The organism is Sphingobium sp. WR1 (genome assembly GCF_059693745.1).
In genome coordinates this window covers 82,951-101,483 of record NZ_JCATID010000001.1, presented here as the reverse complement: position 1 = coordinate 101,483, position 18,533 = coordinate 82,951, and the positions used below count along the sequence as shown (strand labels likewise).

The window sequence follows — 18,533 nt, the reverse complement described above, 5'->3', positions numbered from 1 at the left end:
GCGGCTGGGCAAGCCCTATCCATGTTCCCAGCCGAGCCTGTCGGGCAGCGGAATGACCGCTCCGTCGATCATCAGCCGAAGGCCCGCGCCATCCGCGACATGGCCGACGGGAATGGCGCGAACGGGGGGCGCCACGCCGCGGGGCAGGGCGAAAAGCAGCTCATAATCGTCGCCCGCGCGCGCGGCGGCGATCTGGACGGCGGTGCTGGCGCCACGCACCTTTTCCAGTGCGGGGGAAAGCGGGACATGGTCGATGATGATGGCGACCCCGCTCGCCTGCGCCATGCGCGAAGCGTCGATCAGCAGCCCGTCGGACAGGTCCATCATCGCCGTGGCGAGCGGCGCGAGCAGCGCGCCTTCGGCCAGGCGCGGGCGCGGGCGGCGATAGGCTTCGACCAGCGGGCCGGCGGCGGACGGATCGGCGCTGGCGAGGGCGAGGCCGATCCCCGCATCCCCCACCGGGCCGGTGACATAGAGGCGATCGCCCGGCCGCGCGCCGGTGCGGGCGGGAACCGGCCCCGTCGCTTCGCCGATCGCGGTCAGGCTGTAGCAGCGGGCCGATCCGGCGGGCATCTTCACCGTGTCGCCGCCCAGCAGCGGCATGGCGTGGCGGTCGAGCGCGTCGCCCAGCCCTTCGAGGAAGGCGGCGTCCCAACCATCATCGCCCGACAGCGCATAGTTGAGCAGGCAGCCGACCGGCGTCGCGCCCTTGGCGGCGAGATCGGACAGGTTCACCGCCGCCAGCTTCCAGCCGATATCTTCCGGGGGATCAGTGGGGAGATAATGGACGCCCTCGACCATCGTATCGCTGGTGAGGATCAGGCGGCTGTCGCCGATGGGCAGGATCGCGACATCGTCCACCAGCCCCTGCGCCGCCGGATCATGGGCAAGCAGGCGCAGCAGGGTGAGGAAGCGGGATTCGGCGGACATAATCCCTCCCTGAAAACCATCCGTTCGGTTCGAGCGTGTCGAGAACCGATTGGCGCGGCGCCCGGTTTCTCGACTTCGCTCGAAACGAACGGGGGGTAAACCTATTTCCGCACGTCCTTCGATACGCCGTCGAGCAGGCCGTTGACGAAGCCGGCCTCGCGCTTGTCATAGAAGGCGTGGGCGACGTCGACATATTCGCTGATGACGGTGCCGGTGCCGACATCGGGGCGGGCGAGCAGTTCATAGGTGCCCGCGCGCAATATCTGGCGCATCGGCTTGTCGAGGCGATCGAGGCTCCAGCCGCTCGACAGGCGGGCGGTGATGAGGCCGTCAATCTCGTCGCGGCGACGGTCCACGCCGGACACGATATCGTCGAAGAAGGATTCTTCCGCCTGGGCGTAGGTGACGTCCTCGATCGTGGCGCCCAGGCGATGCTGATGGAATTCGTGCAGCAGGATATGGACGGGCGTGCCCTCCATTTCGAGCTGGTAGAGCGCCTGAACCGCGGCAAGGCGCGCGGCGGAGCGGGATTTGGAGCGGTCGTTCATGGGGTGCCCCCTACTCCGTTCGGTTCGAGCTTGTCGAGAACCCTGCGCGATGTTCTCGACAAGCTCGAACCGAACGGCTGTTGTGTCAAGATAAACGCAGCGCCACCGAGGCGGCGTGCGCGGGAAGCCCTTCCGCCTGCGCCAGCGCGACGGCGGCGGGGCCGATCGCGCCGATGGCGTCCGGCGTGAGGCTCAGGAAGCTGGTGCGCTTCATGAAATCGAGCACCGACAGGCCCGACGAGAAGCGCGCGCGGCGGCCGGTCGGCAGCACATGGTTCGGCCCGGCGACATAATCGCCGACTGCCTCGGGGGTCATGCGACCAAGGAAAACCGAGCCGGCATGGCGCACCTGCGCGAAATAGCGGTCGGGATCGTCCACTGCCAGTTCCAGATGCTCGGGCGCGAGCCGATCGACCAGCGGCATGGCTTCGTCCAGATCGCGGACCAGAATGATTGCGCCATTGGCGTCCCAGCTTGCGCGGGCGACGGCGCTGGTGGACAGGGTCGGTATCTGGCGATCGACGGCGGCGGCGACGGCATCGGCGAAGGCCGCATCGTCGGTGAAGAGGATCGACTGGCTGGTCGGATCATGCTCCGACTGGCTCAGAAGATCGGCGGCGGTCCATTCCGGGTCGTTCTGGCCATCGGCGACGACGACGATCTCCGACGGGCCGGCGACCATGTCGATGCCGACCACGCCGTAAAGCTGGCGCTTGGCTTCGGCGACCCAGGCATTGCCGGGACCGGTGATGACGTCGACGGGCCTGATCCGGTCGGTGCCATAGGCGAGCGCGGCCACCGCCTGTGCCCCGCCGACGCGCCAGATTTCCTCGATCCCCGCAATCTGCGCGGCGGCAAGGACGAGCGGGTTGATCTCTCCGTTCGGGGTCGGCGTCACCATGGCGATGCGGCGGACGCCCGCAACCTTGGCGGGGATGACGTTCATCAGCAGCGAGCTGGGATAGGCGGCGCGTCCGCCCGGCACATAGAGGCCGGCGGCGTCGACCGCGCTCCAGCGAGCGCCGAGGCGCACGCCGGCCGAGTCCACGCCGTCGCTGTCCTGCGGCCTTTGCTTTTCATGATAGGCGGTGATGCGCGCGGCGGCGAGTTCGAGCGCGTCGCGCAAGGTCGTCGAGATGCCGTCGAGCGCCGCGCGCGTTTCCGCCGGGGTCACGGCCCAGCCGCTGACGTTCAGGTCGTGGCGGTCGAAGCGCTGGGTATAGTCGGCCAGCGCGGCGTCGCCCCCGGCGCGGACCGCTTTCAGGATCGCGGAGACATCGCGCGAGACATCCTCGTCCGCCTCGCGGCGGGCGTCGACCAGCGCGGTGAAAGCGGACGCGAAATCGGCGTCGGTGGTGGAAAGCTTAAGTGGCATCCTTCACCCCCACAGCGGCGCGAAAGGCCTCGACCAGCGGCGACAATTCGGCCGACCGCATCTTGTAGGCGGCGCGGTTGACGATGAGGCGCGCCGAAATCTGCATGATGATGTCGGTTTCGACCAGGCCATTGGCCTTGAGCGTCGCGCCCGACGACACCAGGTCGACGATCCGGCGCGACAGGCCGAGCGAAGGGGCCAGTTCCATCGCGCCATTCAGCTTCACGCATTCGGCCTGTAGCCCGCGCGCCTCATAATAGCGGCGGGTGAGGTGCGGATATTTGGTCGCGACGCGGACATGGCTCATCGCGGCCTGATCCTCGTCGGCGGCGTCGACCGGCTCGGCGACCGACAGGCGGCAATGGCCGATGTCGAGGTCGACGGGCGCGTAAAGTTCGGAATAGCTGAACTCCTCGACCACGTCGGAGCCGACGATGCCGATCTGCGCCGCGCCATGGGCGACGAAGGTGGCGACGTCGAAGGCGCGCACGCGGATGATCGACACGTCAGGCCGGTTGGTGGCGAAGCGCAGCGCCCGGCTCTTCTTGTCATGAAATTCCGCCTCCGGCTCGATACCGGCTTTGGCGAGCAGGGGCAGCGCCTCATCGAGGATGCGGCCCTTGGGGATGGCGAAGGTGAGTGGGCGAGTCATGACGCGCGCGCCTTACGCGCGAGGGCGTAAAAGGGCAAGGTTTGGGGGAGGCGGGAAAGAAGTTGTCAACCTTCGCTCATCCTTGTCCACGTCTCAGGACATCGCCATAATCATGATCCTAGACATTGAGCAAGAGCGACATGGAAGACGACGCGCACATATGTAGCGGCCAATGCCACTGCGGTTCCGTTCGGTTCGAAGTGACGCTGAGCGATGGCTTCAACAGCATTCGCCGATGCACCTGTTCCTATTGCCGGATGCGGGGCGCTGTCGCCGTTTCAGCGGCCCTCGGCGGCATCCGCTTCCTGCGCGGCGAAGAGATGTTGACGAGCTACCGCTTCAACAGCGGCGCGGCGCAACATTTCTTCTGTTCCCGCTGCGGCATCTACACGCATCATCAGCGCCGCTCCAATCAGCAGCAATATGGTGTGAATGTCGCCTGCCTTGATGGCGTCAGCCCATTCGACTTTACCGAAGTGCCGGTGTTGGACGGCGTGAACCACCCTACAGATACCGGACAACCGGCCCGACGAGCCGGCACGCTTCGTTTCATTCCTGCCGACTAACTGGTTACGCCGCTTCCGCCATCGCGCCTTGCGTGCTAGCGATCCAGCCGCCGCCCAGCACGCGCTCGCCGGCGTAGAGGACCGCCGCCTGCCCCGGCGCGACGCCATATTCAGGCGCGTCGAAGATCAGGCGGTCGCCATCCAGCCGCGCCGGGACGGGCTTCGCCATGGAGCGGACCTTGGCGGTCAGCGGCCCGGTGTGGTCGCCGCCCAGCCAATTGATGTCGCTCAGCACCGCGCCCGACACCGCGAGCGCCGCCTTCGGCCCCACGATCACGCGGCGGCCCTCGGCATCCAGCCGCACGACATAGAGCGGGTCGGGCTGGCCGCCAATCTCCAGCCCCTTGCGCTGGCCGACCGTGTAATGGATCAGCCCCTTGTGCCGCCCCAACACCCGGCCGTCGACATGGACGATGTCGCCGCCCTCGTCCGCATCGGGGCGCAGTTTGCGCACGATCTTCGCATAGTCGCCGTCGGGCACGAAGCAGATGTCCTGGCTGTCAGGCTTGAGCGCAACCGACAGACCCAGTTCGGCCGCGATCTCGCGCACCTGCGGCTTGGGCAATCCTCCAAGAGGAAAACGCAGATAATCGAGCTGCGCCTGGGTCGTGGCGAAGAGGAAATAGCTCTGGTCGCGCGCCGGATCGGCGGCGCGGTGCAGTTCGGCCCCCTGCGCCCCTTCGATCCGCCGGACATAATGGCCCGTCGCAAGGCAGTCGGCGCCCAGGTCGCGCGCAATCTGGAACAGGTCGGTGAACTTCACCCCCATATTGCATTTCACGCACGGAATGGGCGTGCGTCCGGCCATATATTCATCGGCGAAGTCGGCGATCACGGAATCGCGGAACCGACTTTCATAATCGAAGACATAATGGGCGATGCCGATGCGGTCGGCGACCGCGCGCGCGTCGCGTATATCCTGGCCCGCGCAGCAGCTTCCCGTGCGGCCGACGGCGGCGCCATGATCGTAGAGCTGGAGCGTGACGCCGATCACCTCCGCGCCGGTCTTGGCGGCGAGCGCGGCGACGACACTGCTGTCCACGCCGCCCGACATGGCGACGACGATGCGCCGCTCCTTGAGCGGCTGGGGAAGCTGAAACTGGGGCTGCATGGGCGCGCATATAATGCAGCAGCGGCCCAATCGCAAAAGTTAACGAATTATGACGCCCAATCCACGATTTAGCGACCGAATGGGTCAAAGCGAGCGATAAAGCGCCGGCCGGATTTACCGACGGTTATCCATTCCCTTCTACAAGACTGTGCATGGACTTGAGTTTCCTCCGAGGCGGCGGGCTGACGCCCGCCAGCGCCAAGGTTCCGGGTTGGCCACGCGCGCCGGTCTGGCCGTTCCTGAGGGCCGCAACCGCGGCCGCGCAGGCGGCCAGCCCCACCGCGAAGGCGGTCGCGGGCGTCCTGCGGGGGCAGGATGGGGATGACGACTGGATCCAGGAACTGGCCGATATCTTCGCGCCACGTTCCGGCGGCACGATCGAGGCCGTTCGGCTTGCGGGCAGCTTCAATCCGCTGATCGCACGCCGTCTCGTGGGGGGACAAGGAAGATGAAGGCAGTGTTTACCGTGGCGGTTTAGCCGATGTTCAGGGCTGCTCCAGATAAAGGTTTCACTGCTGAATTCGGCAACGCCAGTGCCGCATATTGAGGGTAAGAATGATCGAGAACCAGAAAATCAGACCCGCACAGGTCGTCGGCCCGCTCGGAGAGCCGCTTACCCTGGAGAGCTTGCCGCCCAGGGACACGACCCGCTGGGTCGTGCGGCGCAAGGCCGAAGTCGTCGCCGCCGTCAATGGCGGCCTGCTGACCGTGGACGAAGCCTGCGCGCGCTATAATCTGACGCTGGAGGAATTTGCCGGCTGGCAGCGCGCGGTCGACCGGTCAGGTATGCACGGCCTGCGCGTCACGCGCATCCAATATTATAAGTCGCTCTACGAACGGCAGCAGAAATACTGACGCCGACCGGAGGATGCCTGAAAAAGGGCCGCCCGACGCACCGGGCGGCCCTTTTTCGTCCGTGCGGAATTTTCGCATTCGTCGCATCATCGCGCCAAGGCAAAATGGTTTCCCAACCGGAATCATTTTCGTCTGTGGAACGCGATGCCCCTTCCTCCGTTGAACACTCACCCAACCCGAAGGGGGCGTGGTCAAGGAGAGTAATATGGGCATCATCTTGTGGCTTATCGTCGGCGGCATCATTGGCTGGCTCGCCAGCATGGTCATGCGCACCGATGCGCAGCAGGGCATCCTGCTCAACATCGTCGTCGGCATCGTCGGCGCCTTCATCGGCGGTCTGATCTTCAGCGGCGGTTCGATCAACGACGGTCTGACGCTCTACAGCTTCCTGGTGTCGCTCGTCGGCGCCATCATTCTGCTGGCGATCGTCAATCTGGTCCGGCGCGGATCGGTCCGTTAAAGACCGACAGGGTTCGATCCAGGGGCCGCGTCCGAGAGGGCGCGGCCTTTTTCGGCCCCGACTACCGACCACCCACGAACCGGCGATAGAGGGCGAGCACGGCGATGGCGCCCAGCATGGCGGCGATGAATCCCGCCCCTTCCCCCGGCCCATAGATACCGGCCAGACGCCCGACGAAGCCCGCCAGCAGCGCCCCCGCAATGCCCAGCAATATCGTGACCACGCAACCGCCGGGATCGCGGCCCGGCATCACCAGCCTTGCGACGGCGCCGGCCAGCAGGCCGACGATGATCCATCCAAGCAAATCCATGGCGCGTCCCTTTCATCATCCCCCCGCACCATCGTGCATTGCGCCATAAGCAGGTGCTTTTGGCAAGTCGATACGTTTCCGAAACGGGTGATGAACGGATCGCCGCCAATCCGCCTCCGTCCGCCGCGCATAATCGCTTTGCCCTCCCCCCTTTGCGCATGATATTGGGGGTTGAGAGCGGTGCTATATTCATATAACACAGTTGCCGAACAGGAGCGAAGCGCCGGAGAGATGGAATCGGCATGAATTACGAAACCCAATTATTGGGCGACTCGGCGGTCATCATCGGCGATGCGGAATCGCGTCGGGGCCGCAGGCGTCTGCTGATCGGCGGCGGCATAGCCGTCGTGCTGGTCGCGATCGCGGCATGGATTTCCATGCGCGGGGGCGACAGCGCGAACACATCCGCCCCTATAACGCAGGTCCCGGTCGTCACCGTGACCAGCCCCGGCCAGTCGGTGGTCTCGCGCACGGTCAGCGCGACGGGATCGCTCGCGGCGCGGGTCGACATGCCGGTCGGCGTGGTCGGCGAAGGCGGCATGGTGACGCGGGTGCTGGTGCAACCGGGCGACTGGGTCCGCGCCGGCCAGGTTTTGGCCACCGTCGAACGCTCGGTCCAGACCGAACAGGGGCGCTCGCTCGCCGCCCAGGTCGAAGTCGCGCGCGCCGACGCCAAGCTGGCCCAGGCGCAGCTCGATCGCGCCAAGGCACTGGTCGGCCGCGGCTTCATCAGCGCCGCCGACATCGACCAGCGCACCGCCACCCGCGATCAGGCCGAAGCGCGCGTGCGCGTCGCCGCGGCGCAGCTGGCCGAGCAGCAGGCCCGCACTGGACGGCTGGACATTCGCGCGCCCGCCGCCGGGCTGGTGCTGACCCGCACGGTCGAACCGGGCCAGATCGTCCAGGCGGGCAGCGGCGTCCTGTTCCGCATGGCCAAGGATGGCGAGATGGAGATGCAGGCGCAGGTGGCCGAAGCCGATCTGGCCACGCTGCGCGCCGGCAACAGCGCGTCGGTGACGCCGATCGGCAGCAAGGAAAAATTCGCCGGCCGGGTATGGCAGGTGTCGCCGATCGTCGACCCGCAAACCCGCCAGGGCATTGCACGGGTCGCCGTCCCCTATAATCCGGCGATCCGGCCGGGCGGCTTTGCCTCAGCCATGATCACCAGCGGATCGGGCAGCGCGCCGCTGCTGCCGGAATCGGCGGTGCAGAATGACGCCAAGGGCAGCTATGTCTATATCGTCAACGCCAAGGGCCAGGTGGAACGGCGCGACGTGACCGTCGGCCAGGTGTCCGACGCTGGCGTCGCGGTGACGGGCGGCATCGACGGCACGGAAAAGATCGTGACGTCGGCCGGCGCCTTCCTGACCCCCGGTCAGAAGGTCAAGCCCGAGCCGATGAAGGTCGGATAGGCCCGGGATAGGGCAGCGGCGGCGCTGGGCGGCGCCGCGCCATCATTTCGCGCGCGGGAAACGCGCGCCGCAGTAGACGAGGGGACGCGAGCGGCGTCCGGCGAAGGAAGCGCGTCATGGATTTTCGCAATATTTCCGCATGGGCGATCCGTAATCCGGTAACGCCGCTGGTACTGTTCGCCGCCCTGGTGCTGGCGGGCATCATCAGTTTCATGCGGATGGACGTCAACAACAACCCCGACGTCAGCTTCCCCATGGTCAGCGTGACCGTGTTGCAACCCGGCGCGGCGCCGACCGAGCTGGAAACGCAGGTCACGCAACGCATCGAGGCGGCGGTGCGCGGCATCAGCGGCGTGGACGAGATCACCTCCTTCGCGTCCGAAGGCCAGTCGCTATCGAACATCCAGTTCCAGATCGGCACGCCGGTCGACCGCGCGGTCAACGACGTCAAGAACGCCGTCGACCAGATCCGCAGCGACCTGCCCGAAGGCATTCTCGAACCGCAGGTCCAGCGCATCGATATCGATGGCGGCCCGATCGCCTATTTCAGCGCCGAAGCGACCGACATGACGCTGGAGGAACTGTCCTGGTATGTCGACAACACCATCGCCAAGCGGCTGCTGGGGATCAGCGGCATGGCGGCGGTCAACCGCGGCGGCGGCGTCAGCCGCGAGATCCGCGTCATCCTCGACCCCGCGAAATTGCAGGCCTATGGCGTCACCGCCGCGCAGGTGAACGCGCAGCTCCAGCAGGTGAACCTGAACGCGGCGGGCGGCCGCACCGAGATCGCAGGCGCCGAACAGTCGATCCGCGTGCTGGGCAACGCTCGCAACGCGCGCGAACTGGGCGACACCCAGATCGCCATTTCCGGCGCCCGCACGGTCAAGCTGTCGGTCCTGGCCAGCGTGCGCGACATGTATGCCGAACAGCGTAGCCTGGCGCTGATGAACGGACGGCAGGTCACGAGCTTCAGCATCGAAAAGGCCAAGGGATCGTCCGACGTCACCGTCTATGACGAGGCAATGAAGGTGCTGGACCAGCTGAAAAAGGAAAATCCCAAGGTCCAGTTCAAGCAGCTTTACACCAGCGTCGATTATACCAAGGAACAATATCACAGCGCCATGGCGGCGATGATCGAGGGCGCGGTGCTGGCCGTCGTCATCGTCTTCCTGTTCCTGCGCGACTGGCGCGCGACCATGATTTCCGCCCTCGCCATCCCGCTGTCGGCGATTCCCGCCTTCTGGTTCATGGACATGATGGGCTTCACCCTGAACGGCATTTCGCTGCTGGCGCTCAGCCTGGTGGCGGGCGTGCTGGTCGACGACGCGATCGTGGAGATCGAGAATATCGTGCGCCACATGCGCATGGGCAAGTCGGCCTATCAGGCGTCGATCGACGCAGCGGACGAGATCGGCCTTGCCGTGCTGGCGACCACCATGGCGATCGTCGCGGTGTTCCTGCCGGTCGCGCTGATGCCGGGCCTGTCGGGTCAGTTCTTCATCCAGTTCGGCATGACCGTCGTCGTGTCGGTGCTGATGAGCCTGGCGGTCGCGCGCCTGATCACACCGATGATCGCCGCCTATTTCCTGAAGGCCCATGGCGAGGAAAGCCATGGCGAAGGCTGGCTGATGGACCGCTATATGAGCGTGCTGCGCTGGTCGCTGGACGATCGCAAGGCGAAGGCGCGCCGTGCGCGCGGCGGCGCCGGCAGCCGGATCGCCGGCTTCTTCACCGATCACCGCGTCTGGACGCTGGGCCTCGGCTTCCTGGCCTTCGCCTGCACCCTCTGGGCCTTCGCGACGCTGCCCATGACCTTCCAGCCGACTATCAACACCGACTTCAGTCAGGTGAAGATCGAGACGGTGCCAGGCAGCACGCTGCAGCAGACGACCGCGATCACGCGCAAGGTCGCCGACCTGCTGGCGGCGGACAAGGATGTGGTCGAAGCCGCCTTCGCCGATATCGAACCGACCGGCGCCGACATCTTCCTGACCCTGAAGAAGGACCGGCCCATCAGCTCGGTCGATTGGGAGCGCAAGGTCGCGCCGAAATTCCAGACCATCGCCGACGCGCGGGTCAATTTCCAGTCGCAGTCGGGCGGCGGCTTCGGACGCGACATCATCATGATGTTCGGGTCGGACGATCCGGTGCTGCTGGAACAGACCGCCAACCGGCTGGTGCGCGAAATGGCCGGCATCCCCGAACTGCGCGCGCCCCGCGTGCAAGGCGACATGCAGCGCCCCGAAATCATCATCAAACCGCGGCTGGACCTGGCCGCCAGCATGGGCGTGACGACGATGGCGCTCAGCCAGTCGATCCGCATCGCGACGATCGGCGACATCGACCAGAATGTGGCGAAATTCTCGTTGTCCGACCGCCAGATTCCAATTCGCGTCGCCCTGGCCGAAGACAGCCGCAAGGATATCGCCACGATCCAGAACATGCCGGTGCCGACCGTGTCGGGCGGATCGGTTCCGCTGCGCGTCGTCGCCGACATCAGCTTCGGCGCGGGACCCACGCAGATCCGCCGCTACAACCAGATCCGCCGCGTCGTCGTGGGCGCGGATCTGGCGCCCGGCATCGTCACCAGCCAGGCCATGCAGAAGATCAACGCCCTGCCGCTGATGAAGGATATCGTCGCCGGCAAGATACAGGGCGTGCAGAAGCTGAATGCGGGCGATGCCAAGTGGCAGGCAGAAATGATCCAGAATTTCGTCATCGCCGTCTTCTCCGGCATCATGCTGGTGCTGGCGGTGCTGGTGCTGCTCTACAAGCGGCTGATGCCGCCCTTCGTCAACCTGGGATCGCTGTTGCTGGCGCCGCTGGGCGGAGCGCTCGCCCTTCATCTTACGGGCAATCCCATCTCCATGCCGGTGTTCATCGGCCTGCTGATGCTGCTCGGCATCGTCGCCAAGAACTCCATCCTGGTCATCGACTTCGCGCTGGAGGAGATGGAGAAGGGCGTGCCCAAGAAGGAGGCGATCGTCGACGCCGGCCACAAGCGCGCCCAGCCGATCGTCATGACCACCGTCGCGATGGTCGCGGGCATGGTGCCGACCGCGCTGGCGCTGTCGGGAGACGGCGCCTGGCGCGCGCCGATGGGCATCACCGTGATCGGCGGTCTGATCCTGTCGACCGTGCTGACGCTGGTAATTGTGCCGGCGGTGTTCAGCCTGGCGATCGGTCTCGAAAGCTGGGTCGGCCCGCGCCTGGGCAAGGGCCTGCTGACCTACAAGCCCGGCGACAATGGCAAGCCGGTACCGGGCCAGGTGCATCCAGCCGAATGAGGCATGAGCCGGAGCGTCAAATGAAGATGCTCCGGCAAAAAAGAAGCGCTTGCCTGAACGAAACGGCAGCGTAACCGTTTAACCGCCATGACCCTGCTTCGCCTGCCCCGGTCCAAGGACGTCTTCGCCCCCCACCCGGCCCGGCGTATGCGATTGGTGGCGACGGGGATGCTGGTGGCGATGGCGGCGCTGTTCATCGCCGCGCGCGCCACCGCCCACATCCATCCCGCCATCGGCTTCGTCCAGGCCTTTGCCGAGGCGGCGATGGTGGGCGGCCTGGCCGACTGGTTCGCGGTGACGGCGCTATTCCGCCATCCGCTGGGTCTGCCCATTCCCCATACCGCGATCATCCCGCGCAACAAGGACCGGATCGGCGACACGCTGGCCCTGTTCCTGCGCGACAATTTCCTGACCCCCGCCGTGGTCGCGCGGCGAATGCGGCATATGGATGTGGCGGGTGCGGCCGGACGTTTCCTTGCCAGTCCATCAGCCGGGAACGGGCGACTGCGCGAGGGCGCGTCACGACTGATCGCCGATGTGCTGGAGGCGCTGGACCAGGAACGGCTGGGCGGCATGGTCAAGGGCGCGATCGGCCAAAGGCTGCGGGCGATCAACCTGGGGCCGCTGATCGGCCAGGCGATCGAGGCGGCGATGCGCGACGGGCGTCATGGCCCGGTGATGGACGGCATCGTCCATTGGGCCGACCGCACGCTGGAAGCCAACGAACATCTGATTCGCCAGATGGTGCAGGAGCGCGCGGGCAAGGTCCTGCGCTGGACCGGGCTGGACGAAAATCTGGCCAATGCGATCCTCAATGGCTTGCGCAAGCTGTTGTCCGACATGGCCGAGGACCCCGGCCATCCGCTGCGGCTGAAGGCGGAGGAAGGCATGGCGAAGCTGGCGTTCGACCTGCAATATGATCTGGAGATGCAGGCCAGGGTGGCGACGATCCGGGACGAGATCGTCGACAATCCGGCGATGCAGCGCTGGATCGACGGGCTGTGGGAGCAGGCGCGCGCCGGGCTGTTGCGCGCGGTGCGCGATCCGGGCAAGGCGATGGCGGGCCGGCTGGGCGAGGCGCTGCGGACGCTGGGCGGCACCTTGCAGCAGGAAGCGCGGCTGCGGCTGGTCATCAACCGCTTCGTGCGGCGCGCGGCGGTGGGCGCCACCGCCAGCTATGGCGATGCGATCGTCCGGCTGGTCAGCGACACGGTGCGCGGCTGGGATGCGGGCACGGTGACGGCGCGGCTGGAAAATGCGGTCGGGCGCGACCTGCAATATATCCGGGTCAACGGCACTTTGGTCGGCGGGCTGGTCGGTCTCGCCATTCACGCGGTTGATATGGTCTTCTGAGGAGGCGGGGGCTGGCGCCGTCCCGAAATGCGCCCTGGCGCATTTCCCCAATAAGTGCCGGGGCGCATCGGGCCAATCGACGCGCCCCGGCGGAACCGGCCGCGCAGAGGAGAGAAGGCGGCCGATTCCTGTTCGGACAGGTTCAGTCGCCGGACCGTGGCCCATCCCCTCCGGCCTGCAGCGGCAGTTCCTCGGCGGTCAGGACGCCGTCGCCGTCGCGATCCCGATCGTCGAACATCGCCAGCGCGGGCCCGACAAATTCGGTGCGGTCGATCTGACCATCGTCATTGCCGTCTTCGGGATAGGGCATGGCGCGGCCGGGCGGCGGCGGGGGAGGACCGCCTGTTTCGGCGCGGTTGCCATCGGGTCGATGGCCGCCCGGCGGCGGGCCGCCTTCGTTCCGGTGCCCGCCGCGTCCCTTGCCGGGACCACGGCCCTCCCGCGGTCCAACTTGCGCAGATATCCGGTCGCGCTCATGCCCCAGCATCCGCTGCATCGCCTGCACCGGGACCAGCCCGTCGCCATCCTGATCCATCAATCCGAAGCGGCGGTTCATATAGGCGGCCATTTCGTCGCGCGTGATCCGGCCGTCCTGGTCGACATCCGCCGCCCAGGGGCCAGCCGTTCCACCGGAAGGCTGGGCGAGGAGCGGCGCGGAGAGCGCAAGCGGCGCAAGGAACAGAAGATGTCGGAAACGCATGAAGGCTCCTGAAAGGGATTCCTGTTCGTAGCGAGATCGCATCCGCGCTTTGCCTTCATATGTCACGATGCGACCCGAATGTTGCAGGCCCAAATTGAATGTTGCAACATATCACATAATGATGTTGTATCATTTCATCTTCGAATCCCATCCGGCGCGTGACCGGAGGGACCGGAGGAGAGGATGCAGACAGAGGAGCCGGACGATGCGACTCATGGCAGTTCAGACAGCGGGTAATAATGGGGAATCGCGCTATGGTGCGGGGCGGCGGTCGCCGCTTGGCGTGGGCGGAACGGTAGCGGTACATGCGCTGGTCATCGGCGCCTTCCTGCTGATCCCCAAGGAGGTGATCGAGGTGTTCGGCCCTTCCAAGCCGTTGACTACGAAGAATATTCCGCTTCCGCCGCCGCCCGAACCCGTCGTCGAGAAGCAGGCCGATCCTAAGATCCAGACCCAGCCGCAGAACCAGCAAAGGCCGACCGTCACCGATCCGGTCGTCATCCTGCCCAAGGGCGATCCGCCGATGACCGCCGAGCCCGGATCGGGCACGGCGATCGACCCCGGTCCGACCATCATCGTGCCGCCCGTCGAGCCGCCCCGCGCTCCGGTCCTGACCGAACCGTCGATCGATCCGCGCGCCATGGCCGGTTTCCAGCCCGACTATCCCGGCGCGATGATCCGGCAGGGCCTGGAGGGCGCGGTGACGGTGCGTGTGACCATCAGCCCGGAAGGACGTGTCGCCGATATCGAGAAAATGTCGGCGACCGACGAGAGTTTCTGGCTCGCCACCCAGCGTCACGCGCTGCGCAAATGGCGCTTCCGCCCAGCGACTCGCGACGGGGTGGCAGTGACGTCATCCAAGATATTGACGGTGCGGTTCACCCTGACGGATCGATAGGGAACCACGCCCTCCCAGCCTTCGGCGTCGCACATCCAGCCCTTCCCGCCTGCGGGAAGGGGCATAGGGAAAGGGAGGAAGCATGGACCATTTTGCATCCGGCGCGGCACTGCCCTATAAGGGCGGCATGGCGATCTTTCCCCGTCCCGTTTCTCCCAAGAGCGCGCTTGGCGACTTCTGGAGCTATTTCCGTCAGCAGCGCCAGCATAAATGGCCGCTGCTGGGCCTGTCCGTGGCGCTGACCTGGGTGATCGTCTGGACTTTCGTCATCGATGCGAACACCAACACGATGCCGACGCGCAACAAGATCATCTATGTCGAAAGCTGGGACGCCAATCGGTCCGACGCGGCGATCATTCTGCAACAGAAGATCGACTTCGCCAAGCGCGAGGCGGCGCTGATCAAGCAGCAGAAGAAGATGCAGGGCTATGCCGACGCTTTCGGCATCGAATGGCGCGAGGAGGAAGCCCGCAACACCGCCAAGCGCAAGGAAGCGGTGAAAGCGATCGACGCGCTGCTCGACGAGCGCCTGGCCAAGGCGGAGGCGGCGGAAAAGGGCGCGCCGAAGCCCGGCGCGCAGCCGGCGGCGGCCGCCCACCCCTGACGATCATGGCGTCCACCGCCCCGGGTTCTTCTGGCGACCGGCGCTATATGGCCGCCGCGATCGCTTTGTCGGGGCGCGGGCGCGGCCTTTCCACCCCCAATCCCAATGTCGGCTGCCTGGTCGTTCGCGACGGCCATGTCGTCGGACGCGGCTGGACCCAGAAGGGCGGCCGCCCCCATGCCGAGGCGCAGGCGCTGGAGCAGGCGATGGACCGGGCGCGCGGCGCAACGGCCTATGTAACGCTGGAGCCTTGTTTCCATCTGTCCCCGCGCGGGCCGCGCTGCGCCGATCTGATGGCCCGCGCCGGCGTCGACCGCGTGGTGATCGCGCTGCGCGATCCCGATCCGCGCACCGACGGGCAGGGCGCCGCCTGGCTGCACGACCGCGGCGTCACGGTAGAGATGGGACTGATGGCGGACGAGGCGGCGCGGGCGATGGCGGGCTTCGTGCTGCGTCAAACGCTGGGGCGCCCGCATGTGACGTTGAAGCTGGGCCTGTCGCTCGACGGGCGGATCGCGCTCAAGGACGGGGCGAGCCGCTGGATCACCGGGCCGGACGCGCGCGCCCACGCCCATATGGAGCGGGCGCGGCATGACGCCATCCTGGTTGGCGGCGGCACGCTGCGCGCCGATGCGCCGCGCCTCGACGTGCGGCTGCGCGGGCTGGAGGACCGCTCGCCCCGCCGATTGCTGCTGACGCGCAGGGATGCGCCCAGGGGCTGGGCGCGGATCGGCGCGCCGGAGGATATCGCGACGCTGGAACGGGTCGACCATCTGCTGGTCGAGGGCGGGGCGGAAACGGCCGCCGCCTTCCTGCGCGCCGATCTGGTCGACCGGCTGCTGCTCTATCGCGCGCCGATCGTCATCGGCGCGGGGCTGGCCGGGATCGGCGACATCGGCCTGGAGGAACTGCCCGACGCCCATGGCCACTGGCGCATGGCCGACGCCCGGTCGCTGGGGGTCGATCGGCTGGAGGTTTACGAGCGGGTTCGGAGCGCCTAAGCCCCCTTCCATTGCTCCGTTCTTATAGGATCGATCATGTTCACCGGCATCATCACCGACATCGGCACCATCCGCAGCCTGGAGCAGCGGGGCGACCTGCGGCTCATCATCGGCTGCGCCTATGCCATGGACGGCGTCGCGATCGGCGCGTCTATCTCCTGCTCGGGCGCCTGCCTAACCGTGGTGGAAAAGGGCGCGGACTGGTTCGCGGTCGACCTGTCGGCCGAAACCGTCGCGCGCACCGCGCCGGGCCTGTGGGAAGAGGGTGGCCGGCTGAACCTGGAGCGCGCGCTCAAGGTCGGGGACGAACTGGGCGGCCATATCGTCACCGGCCATGTCGATGGCATCGGCCATTTGGTGTCCGCGACCCGCGAGGGCGATTCGACCCGCCTGGTCATTCGCGCGCCGGCCGAACTCGCCGCCGCGCTGGCGGCAAAGGGATCGATCACGCTCGACGGTATTTCCCTGACAGTGAACAGCGTCGAGGATCAGGCCGACGGCAGCGTGCATTTCGGCCTGAACATCATCCCGCACACCGCCGCCGCGACGACGCTCGACCAGCTGCCCGAAGGCCGCGCCTTCAATCTGGAGATCGACGTGCTGGCCCGCTATCTCGACCGGATGCAGAGCCTTCGCGCCAATCACAGTAAATAGCCCACCCGATGTGATTGCAACTTGCATTGATCACATTGTGATGTGATATACGGCCTCAATCCCAACCGGGAAAGGAGTCGTTTTCATGTCGTCCGCGCTTCTCGATACTGTCCGCAGCCTCGTCACCGATGGCGGCATGTCCCGATCCGGCCTGGCGCGCGCCGCCGGGCTGCACGCCAACAGCCTGCGCAAGCTGGGCGAAAGCGACTGGAACCCGACCGCCGAAACTTTGGGCAAGCTGGAATCCTACATCCTCAAGCGCGAGGGCGGCACCGCGCTCGCCAGCCCCGAGGAAATCATCAACGAAGCGCGCAACGGCCGCATGTTCATTCTGGTCGACGACGAGGATCGGGAAAATGAGGGCGATCTGGTCATCCCCGCGCAGATGGCCACCCCCGACGCGATCAACTTCATGGCCACCCATGGCCGCGGCCTCATCTGCCTGGCGCTGACCAGGGACCGGGTCGAGCATCTGGGTCTGGACCTGATGAGCCGCAACAACGGCACCCGCCATGAAACCGCCTTCACTGTGTCGATCGAGGCGCGCGAGGGCGTCACCACCGGCATCAGCGCCGCCGACCGCGCCCGCACCATCTCCGTCGCGATCGACGGGGCGAAGGGCAGCGCCGACATCGTGACGCCGGGCCATGTCTTCCCGCTGATCGCCAAGGATGGCGGCGTGCTGGTCCGCACCGGCCATACCGAGGCGGCGGTCGATGTTGCCCGCCTCGCCGGCCTGAACCCGTCGGGCGTCATTTGCGAGGTGATGAAGGACGATGGCACGATGGCGCGCCTCGACGACCTCATCCCCTTCGCCCAGAAACACAAGATGAAGATCGGCACGATCCGCGACCTGATCGCCTATCGCCGGCGGCATGACCATATGGTCGAGCGCCGCGCCGAAACCGTCTTCCACAGCCAATGGGGCGGCGACTGGAAAGCGATCAGCTTCTTCAACAAGGCGACCCATACCGAGCAGCTGGTCTTGCAGAAGGGGCATGTCCTGCCCGACCAGCCGACCCTGGTGCGTATGCATCAATTGTCGCTGCTGGACGATGTCTATGGCGCCACCGGCCCGCGTTCCGGGCTGCTCTCCAGGTCGATGGAGATCATCGCGCAGGAAGGAGCCGGCCTGATCGTCATCCTGACCGGCCAGACGCCCGGCGATTTCGTCAGCCGCATCCTGCAACATCATGCCGGACAGAAGGGGACGGGCATGGACGAACTGCGCGACTATGGTGTGGGCGCGCAGATCCTGGCGGAACTGGGCGTGCACGACATGGTGCTGCTCAGCAACACGCATCACAGCCTGATCGCGCTTGACGGCTATGACCTGTCCGTGGTTGGGCAGCGCGCGATCGAACTGTAAGAGGATATCAGCATGGCGAAATTCCTGATCGTCGAAGCGCGCTTCTACGACCATCTCAACGACCTGCTGATCGAAGGCGCCAAGGCGGCGCTGGACGATGCCGGCCATAAATATGAAGTGGTGACGGTGCCGGGCGCGCTGGAAATCCCCGGCGCGGTGGCGCTGGCGGCGGAAACCGGCCGCTATGACGGCTTCGTCGCGATCGGCGTGGTGATCCGCGGCGAAACCTATCATTTCGAAGTGGTGTCGAACGAAAGCGCGCGCGGCCTGATGGCGCTTTCCATGGACGGCATCCCCATCGGCAACGGCATCCTGACCGTCGAGAATGAGGAACAGGCGCTGGTGCGCGCGCGGCCCGACCAGAAGGACAAGGGCGGCGAAGCGGCCAAGGCGGCCATCGCCATGCTGGCGCTGCGCGAGAAGTTCGGCGCTTGATCGCCGCGCTGGT

The 18,533-nt window shown here is 66.4% G+C and carries 20 protein-coding genes; 13 read left to right on the top strand and 7 right to left on the bottom strand.

The window, feature by feature from the left end; all coding sequences use genetic code 11:
* Positions 1–15 precede the first annotated feature (15 nt).
* The 4 genes from thiL to hisG form a co-directional block, all read right to left on the bottom strand.
* Positions 16–930: a thiamine-phosphate kinase gene (gene thiL / locus AC58EF_RS00560; protein ID WP_497273711.1), complete on the bottom strand. Its 915-nt coding sequence runs from the start codon at positions 928–930 to the stop codon at positions 16–18.
* Between the two features lie 101 nt (positions 931–1,031).
* Positions 1,032–1,478: a transcription antitermination factor NusB gene (gene nusB, locus AC58EF_RS00555; protein ID WP_497273710.1), complete on the bottom strand. Its 447-nt coding sequence runs from the start codon at positions 1,476–1,478 to the stop codon at positions 1,032–1,034.
* A gap of 85 nt (positions 1,479–1,563) precedes the next feature.
* On the bottom strand, positions 1,564–2,853 hold the full coding sequence (gene hisD / locus AC58EF_RS00550; RefSeq protein ID WP_497273709.1) for a histidinol dehydrogenase: 1,290 nt from the start codon (positions 2,851–2,853) through the stop codon (positions 1,564–1,566).
* Complete coding sequence (gene hisG / locus AC58EF_RS00545; protein ID WP_497273708.1) at positions 2,843–3,505, bottom strand: ATP phosphoribosyltransferase; 663 nt, start codon at positions 3,503–3,505, stop codon at positions 2,843–2,845. Before hisG ends, hisD begins: the two co-directional genes overlap by 11 nt.
* Positions 3,506–3,630: 125 nt before the next feature.
* On the opposite strand from hisG, the gene AC58EF_RS00540 reads away from it, so the two are divergent.
* The gene (locus AC58EF_RS00540; protein ID WP_497273707.1) at positions 3,631–4,071 is read left to right on the top strand and encodes a GFA family protein; all 441 of its coding nucleotides are present in this window, start codon (positions 3,631–3,633) and stop codon (positions 4,069–4,071) included.
* A 4-nt stretch (positions 4,072–4,075) separates the two neighbouring features.
* Here AC58EF_RS00540 and mnmA read toward each other — a convergent pair whose 3' ends face one another.
* Positions 4,076–5,182, bottom strand: a complete 1,107-nt coding sequence (gene mnmA / locus AC58EF_RS00535) for a tRNA 2-thiouridine(34) synthase MnmA (RefSeq protein WP_497273706.1) — start codon at positions 5,180–5,182, stop codon at positions 4,076–4,078.
* Positions 5,183–5,334: 152 nt separating this feature from the next.
* On the opposite strand from mnmA, the gene AC58EF_RS00530 reads away from it, so the two are divergent.
* From AC58EF_RS00530 to AC58EF_RS00520, 3 genes are all read left to right on the top strand, one after another.
* A complete protein-coding gene (locus tag AC58EF_RS00530) occupies positions 5,335–5,634 on the top strand; it encodes a hypothetical protein (RefSeq protein ID WP_497273705.1) in 300 nt (99 codons plus the stop codon).
* A 103-nt stretch (positions 5,635–5,737) separates the two neighbouring features.
* Entirely contained in the window at positions 5,738–6,037 is a 300-nt protein-coding gene (gene sciP / locus AC58EF_RS00525; protein WP_497273704.1) for a CtrA inhibitor SciP, read from the top strand.
* A 205-nt stretch (positions 6,038–6,242) separates the two neighbouring features.
* Entirely contained in the window at positions 6,243–6,497 is a 255-nt protein-coding gene (locus AC58EF_RS00520; RefSeq protein WP_298400306.1) for a GlsB/YeaQ/YmgE family stress response membrane protein, read from the top strand.
* A gap of 61 nt (positions 6,498–6,558) precedes the next feature.
* Here AC58EF_RS00520 and AC58EF_RS00515 read toward each other — a convergent pair whose 3' ends face one another.
* On the bottom strand, positions 6,559–6,807 hold the full coding sequence (locus AC58EF_RS00515; protein WP_497273703.1) for a GlsB/YeaQ/YmgE family stress response membrane protein: 249 nt from the start codon (positions 6,805–6,807) through the stop codon (positions 6,559–6,561).
* A 242-nt stretch (positions 6,808–7,049) separates the two neighbouring features.
* Here AC58EF_RS00515 and AC58EF_RS00510 point away from each other — a divergent pair, with 242 nt between their 5' ends.
* The 3 genes from AC58EF_RS00510 to AC58EF_RS00500 all read left to right on the top strand — a co-directional run bounded on the left by AC58EF_RS00510 (position 7,050) and on the right by AC58EF_RS00500 (position 12,859).
* A complete protein-coding gene (locus AC58EF_RS00510; RefSeq protein ID WP_497273702.1) occupies positions 7,050–8,219 on the top strand; it encodes an efflux RND transporter periplasmic adaptor subunit in 1,170 nt (389 codons plus the stop codon).
* Positions 8,220–8,335: 116 nt separating this feature from the next.
* Positions 8,336–11,506, top strand: a complete 3,171-nt coding sequence (locus AC58EF_RS00505) for an efflux RND transporter permease subunit (RefSeq protein ID WP_497273701.1) — start codon at positions 8,336–8,338, stop codon at positions 11,504–11,506.
* An 87-nt stretch (positions 11,507–11,593) separates the two neighbouring features.
* On the top strand, positions 11,594–12,859 hold the full coding sequence (locus AC58EF_RS00500) for a DUF445 domain-containing protein (RefSeq protein WP_497273700.1): 1,266 nt from the start codon (positions 11,594–11,596) through the stop codon (positions 12,857–12,859).
* 142 nt (positions 12,860–13,001) lie between these two features.
* Here the strand turns inward: AC58EF_RS00500 and AC58EF_RS00495 are convergent, their stop codons facing one another.
* Complete coding sequence (locus AC58EF_RS00495) at positions 13,002–13,559, bottom strand: hypothetical protein (RefSeq protein WP_497273699.1); 558 nt, start codon at positions 13,557–13,559, stop codon at positions 13,002–13,004.
* A 205-nt stretch (positions 13,560–13,764) separates the two neighbouring features.
* On the opposite strand from AC58EF_RS00495, the gene AC58EF_RS00490 reads away from it, so the two are divergent.
* The 6 genes from AC58EF_RS00490 (at position 13,765) to ribH (ending at position 18,520) form a co-directional block, all read left to right on the top strand.
* Complete coding sequence (locus tag AC58EF_RS00490) at positions 13,765–14,457, top strand: energy transducer TonB (RefSeq protein WP_497273698.1); 693 nt, start codon at positions 13,765–13,767, stop codon at positions 14,455–14,457.
* Positions 14,458–14,539: 82 nt separating this feature from the next.
* Positions 14,540–15,061 carry a hypothetical protein gene (locus tag AC58EF_RS00485; protein ID WP_497273697.1) on the top strand — a complete coding sequence of 174 codons (522 nt, stop codon included), beginning with the start codon at positions 14,540–14,542 and terminating at the stop codon, positions 15,059–15,061.
* A gap of 47 nt (positions 15,062–15,108) precedes the next feature.
* Positions 15,109–16,062, top strand: coding sequence for a bifunctional diaminohydroxyphosphoribosylaminopyrimidine deaminase/5-amino-6-(5-phosphoribosylamino)uracil reductase RibD (ribD, locus tag AC58EF_RS00480; RefSeq protein WP_497274158.1), 954 nt, complete (start codon positions 15,109–15,111; stop codon positions 16,060–16,062).
* 36 nt (positions 16,063–16,098) lie between these two features.
* Complete coding sequence (locus tag AC58EF_RS00475) at positions 16,099–16,716, top strand: riboflavin synthase (protein WP_497273696.1); 618 nt, start codon at positions 16,099–16,101, stop codon at positions 16,714–16,716.
* Between the two features lie 85 nt (positions 16,717–16,801).
* Positions 16,802–18,085, top strand: a complete 1,284-nt coding sequence (gene ribB, locus AC58EF_RS00470; RefSeq protein WP_497273695.1) for a 3,4-dihydroxy-2-butanone-4-phosphate synthase — start codon at positions 16,802–16,804, stop codon at positions 18,083–18,085.
* A gap of 12 nt (positions 18,086–18,097) precedes the next feature.
* Complete coding sequence (gene ribH, locus AC58EF_RS00465; RefSeq protein ID WP_497273694.1) at positions 18,098–18,520, top strand: 6,7-dimethyl-8-ribityllumazine synthase; 423 nt, start codon at positions 18,098–18,100, stop codon at positions 18,518–18,520.
* The last annotated feature ends 13 nt before the right edge of the window (positions 18,521–18,533 follow it).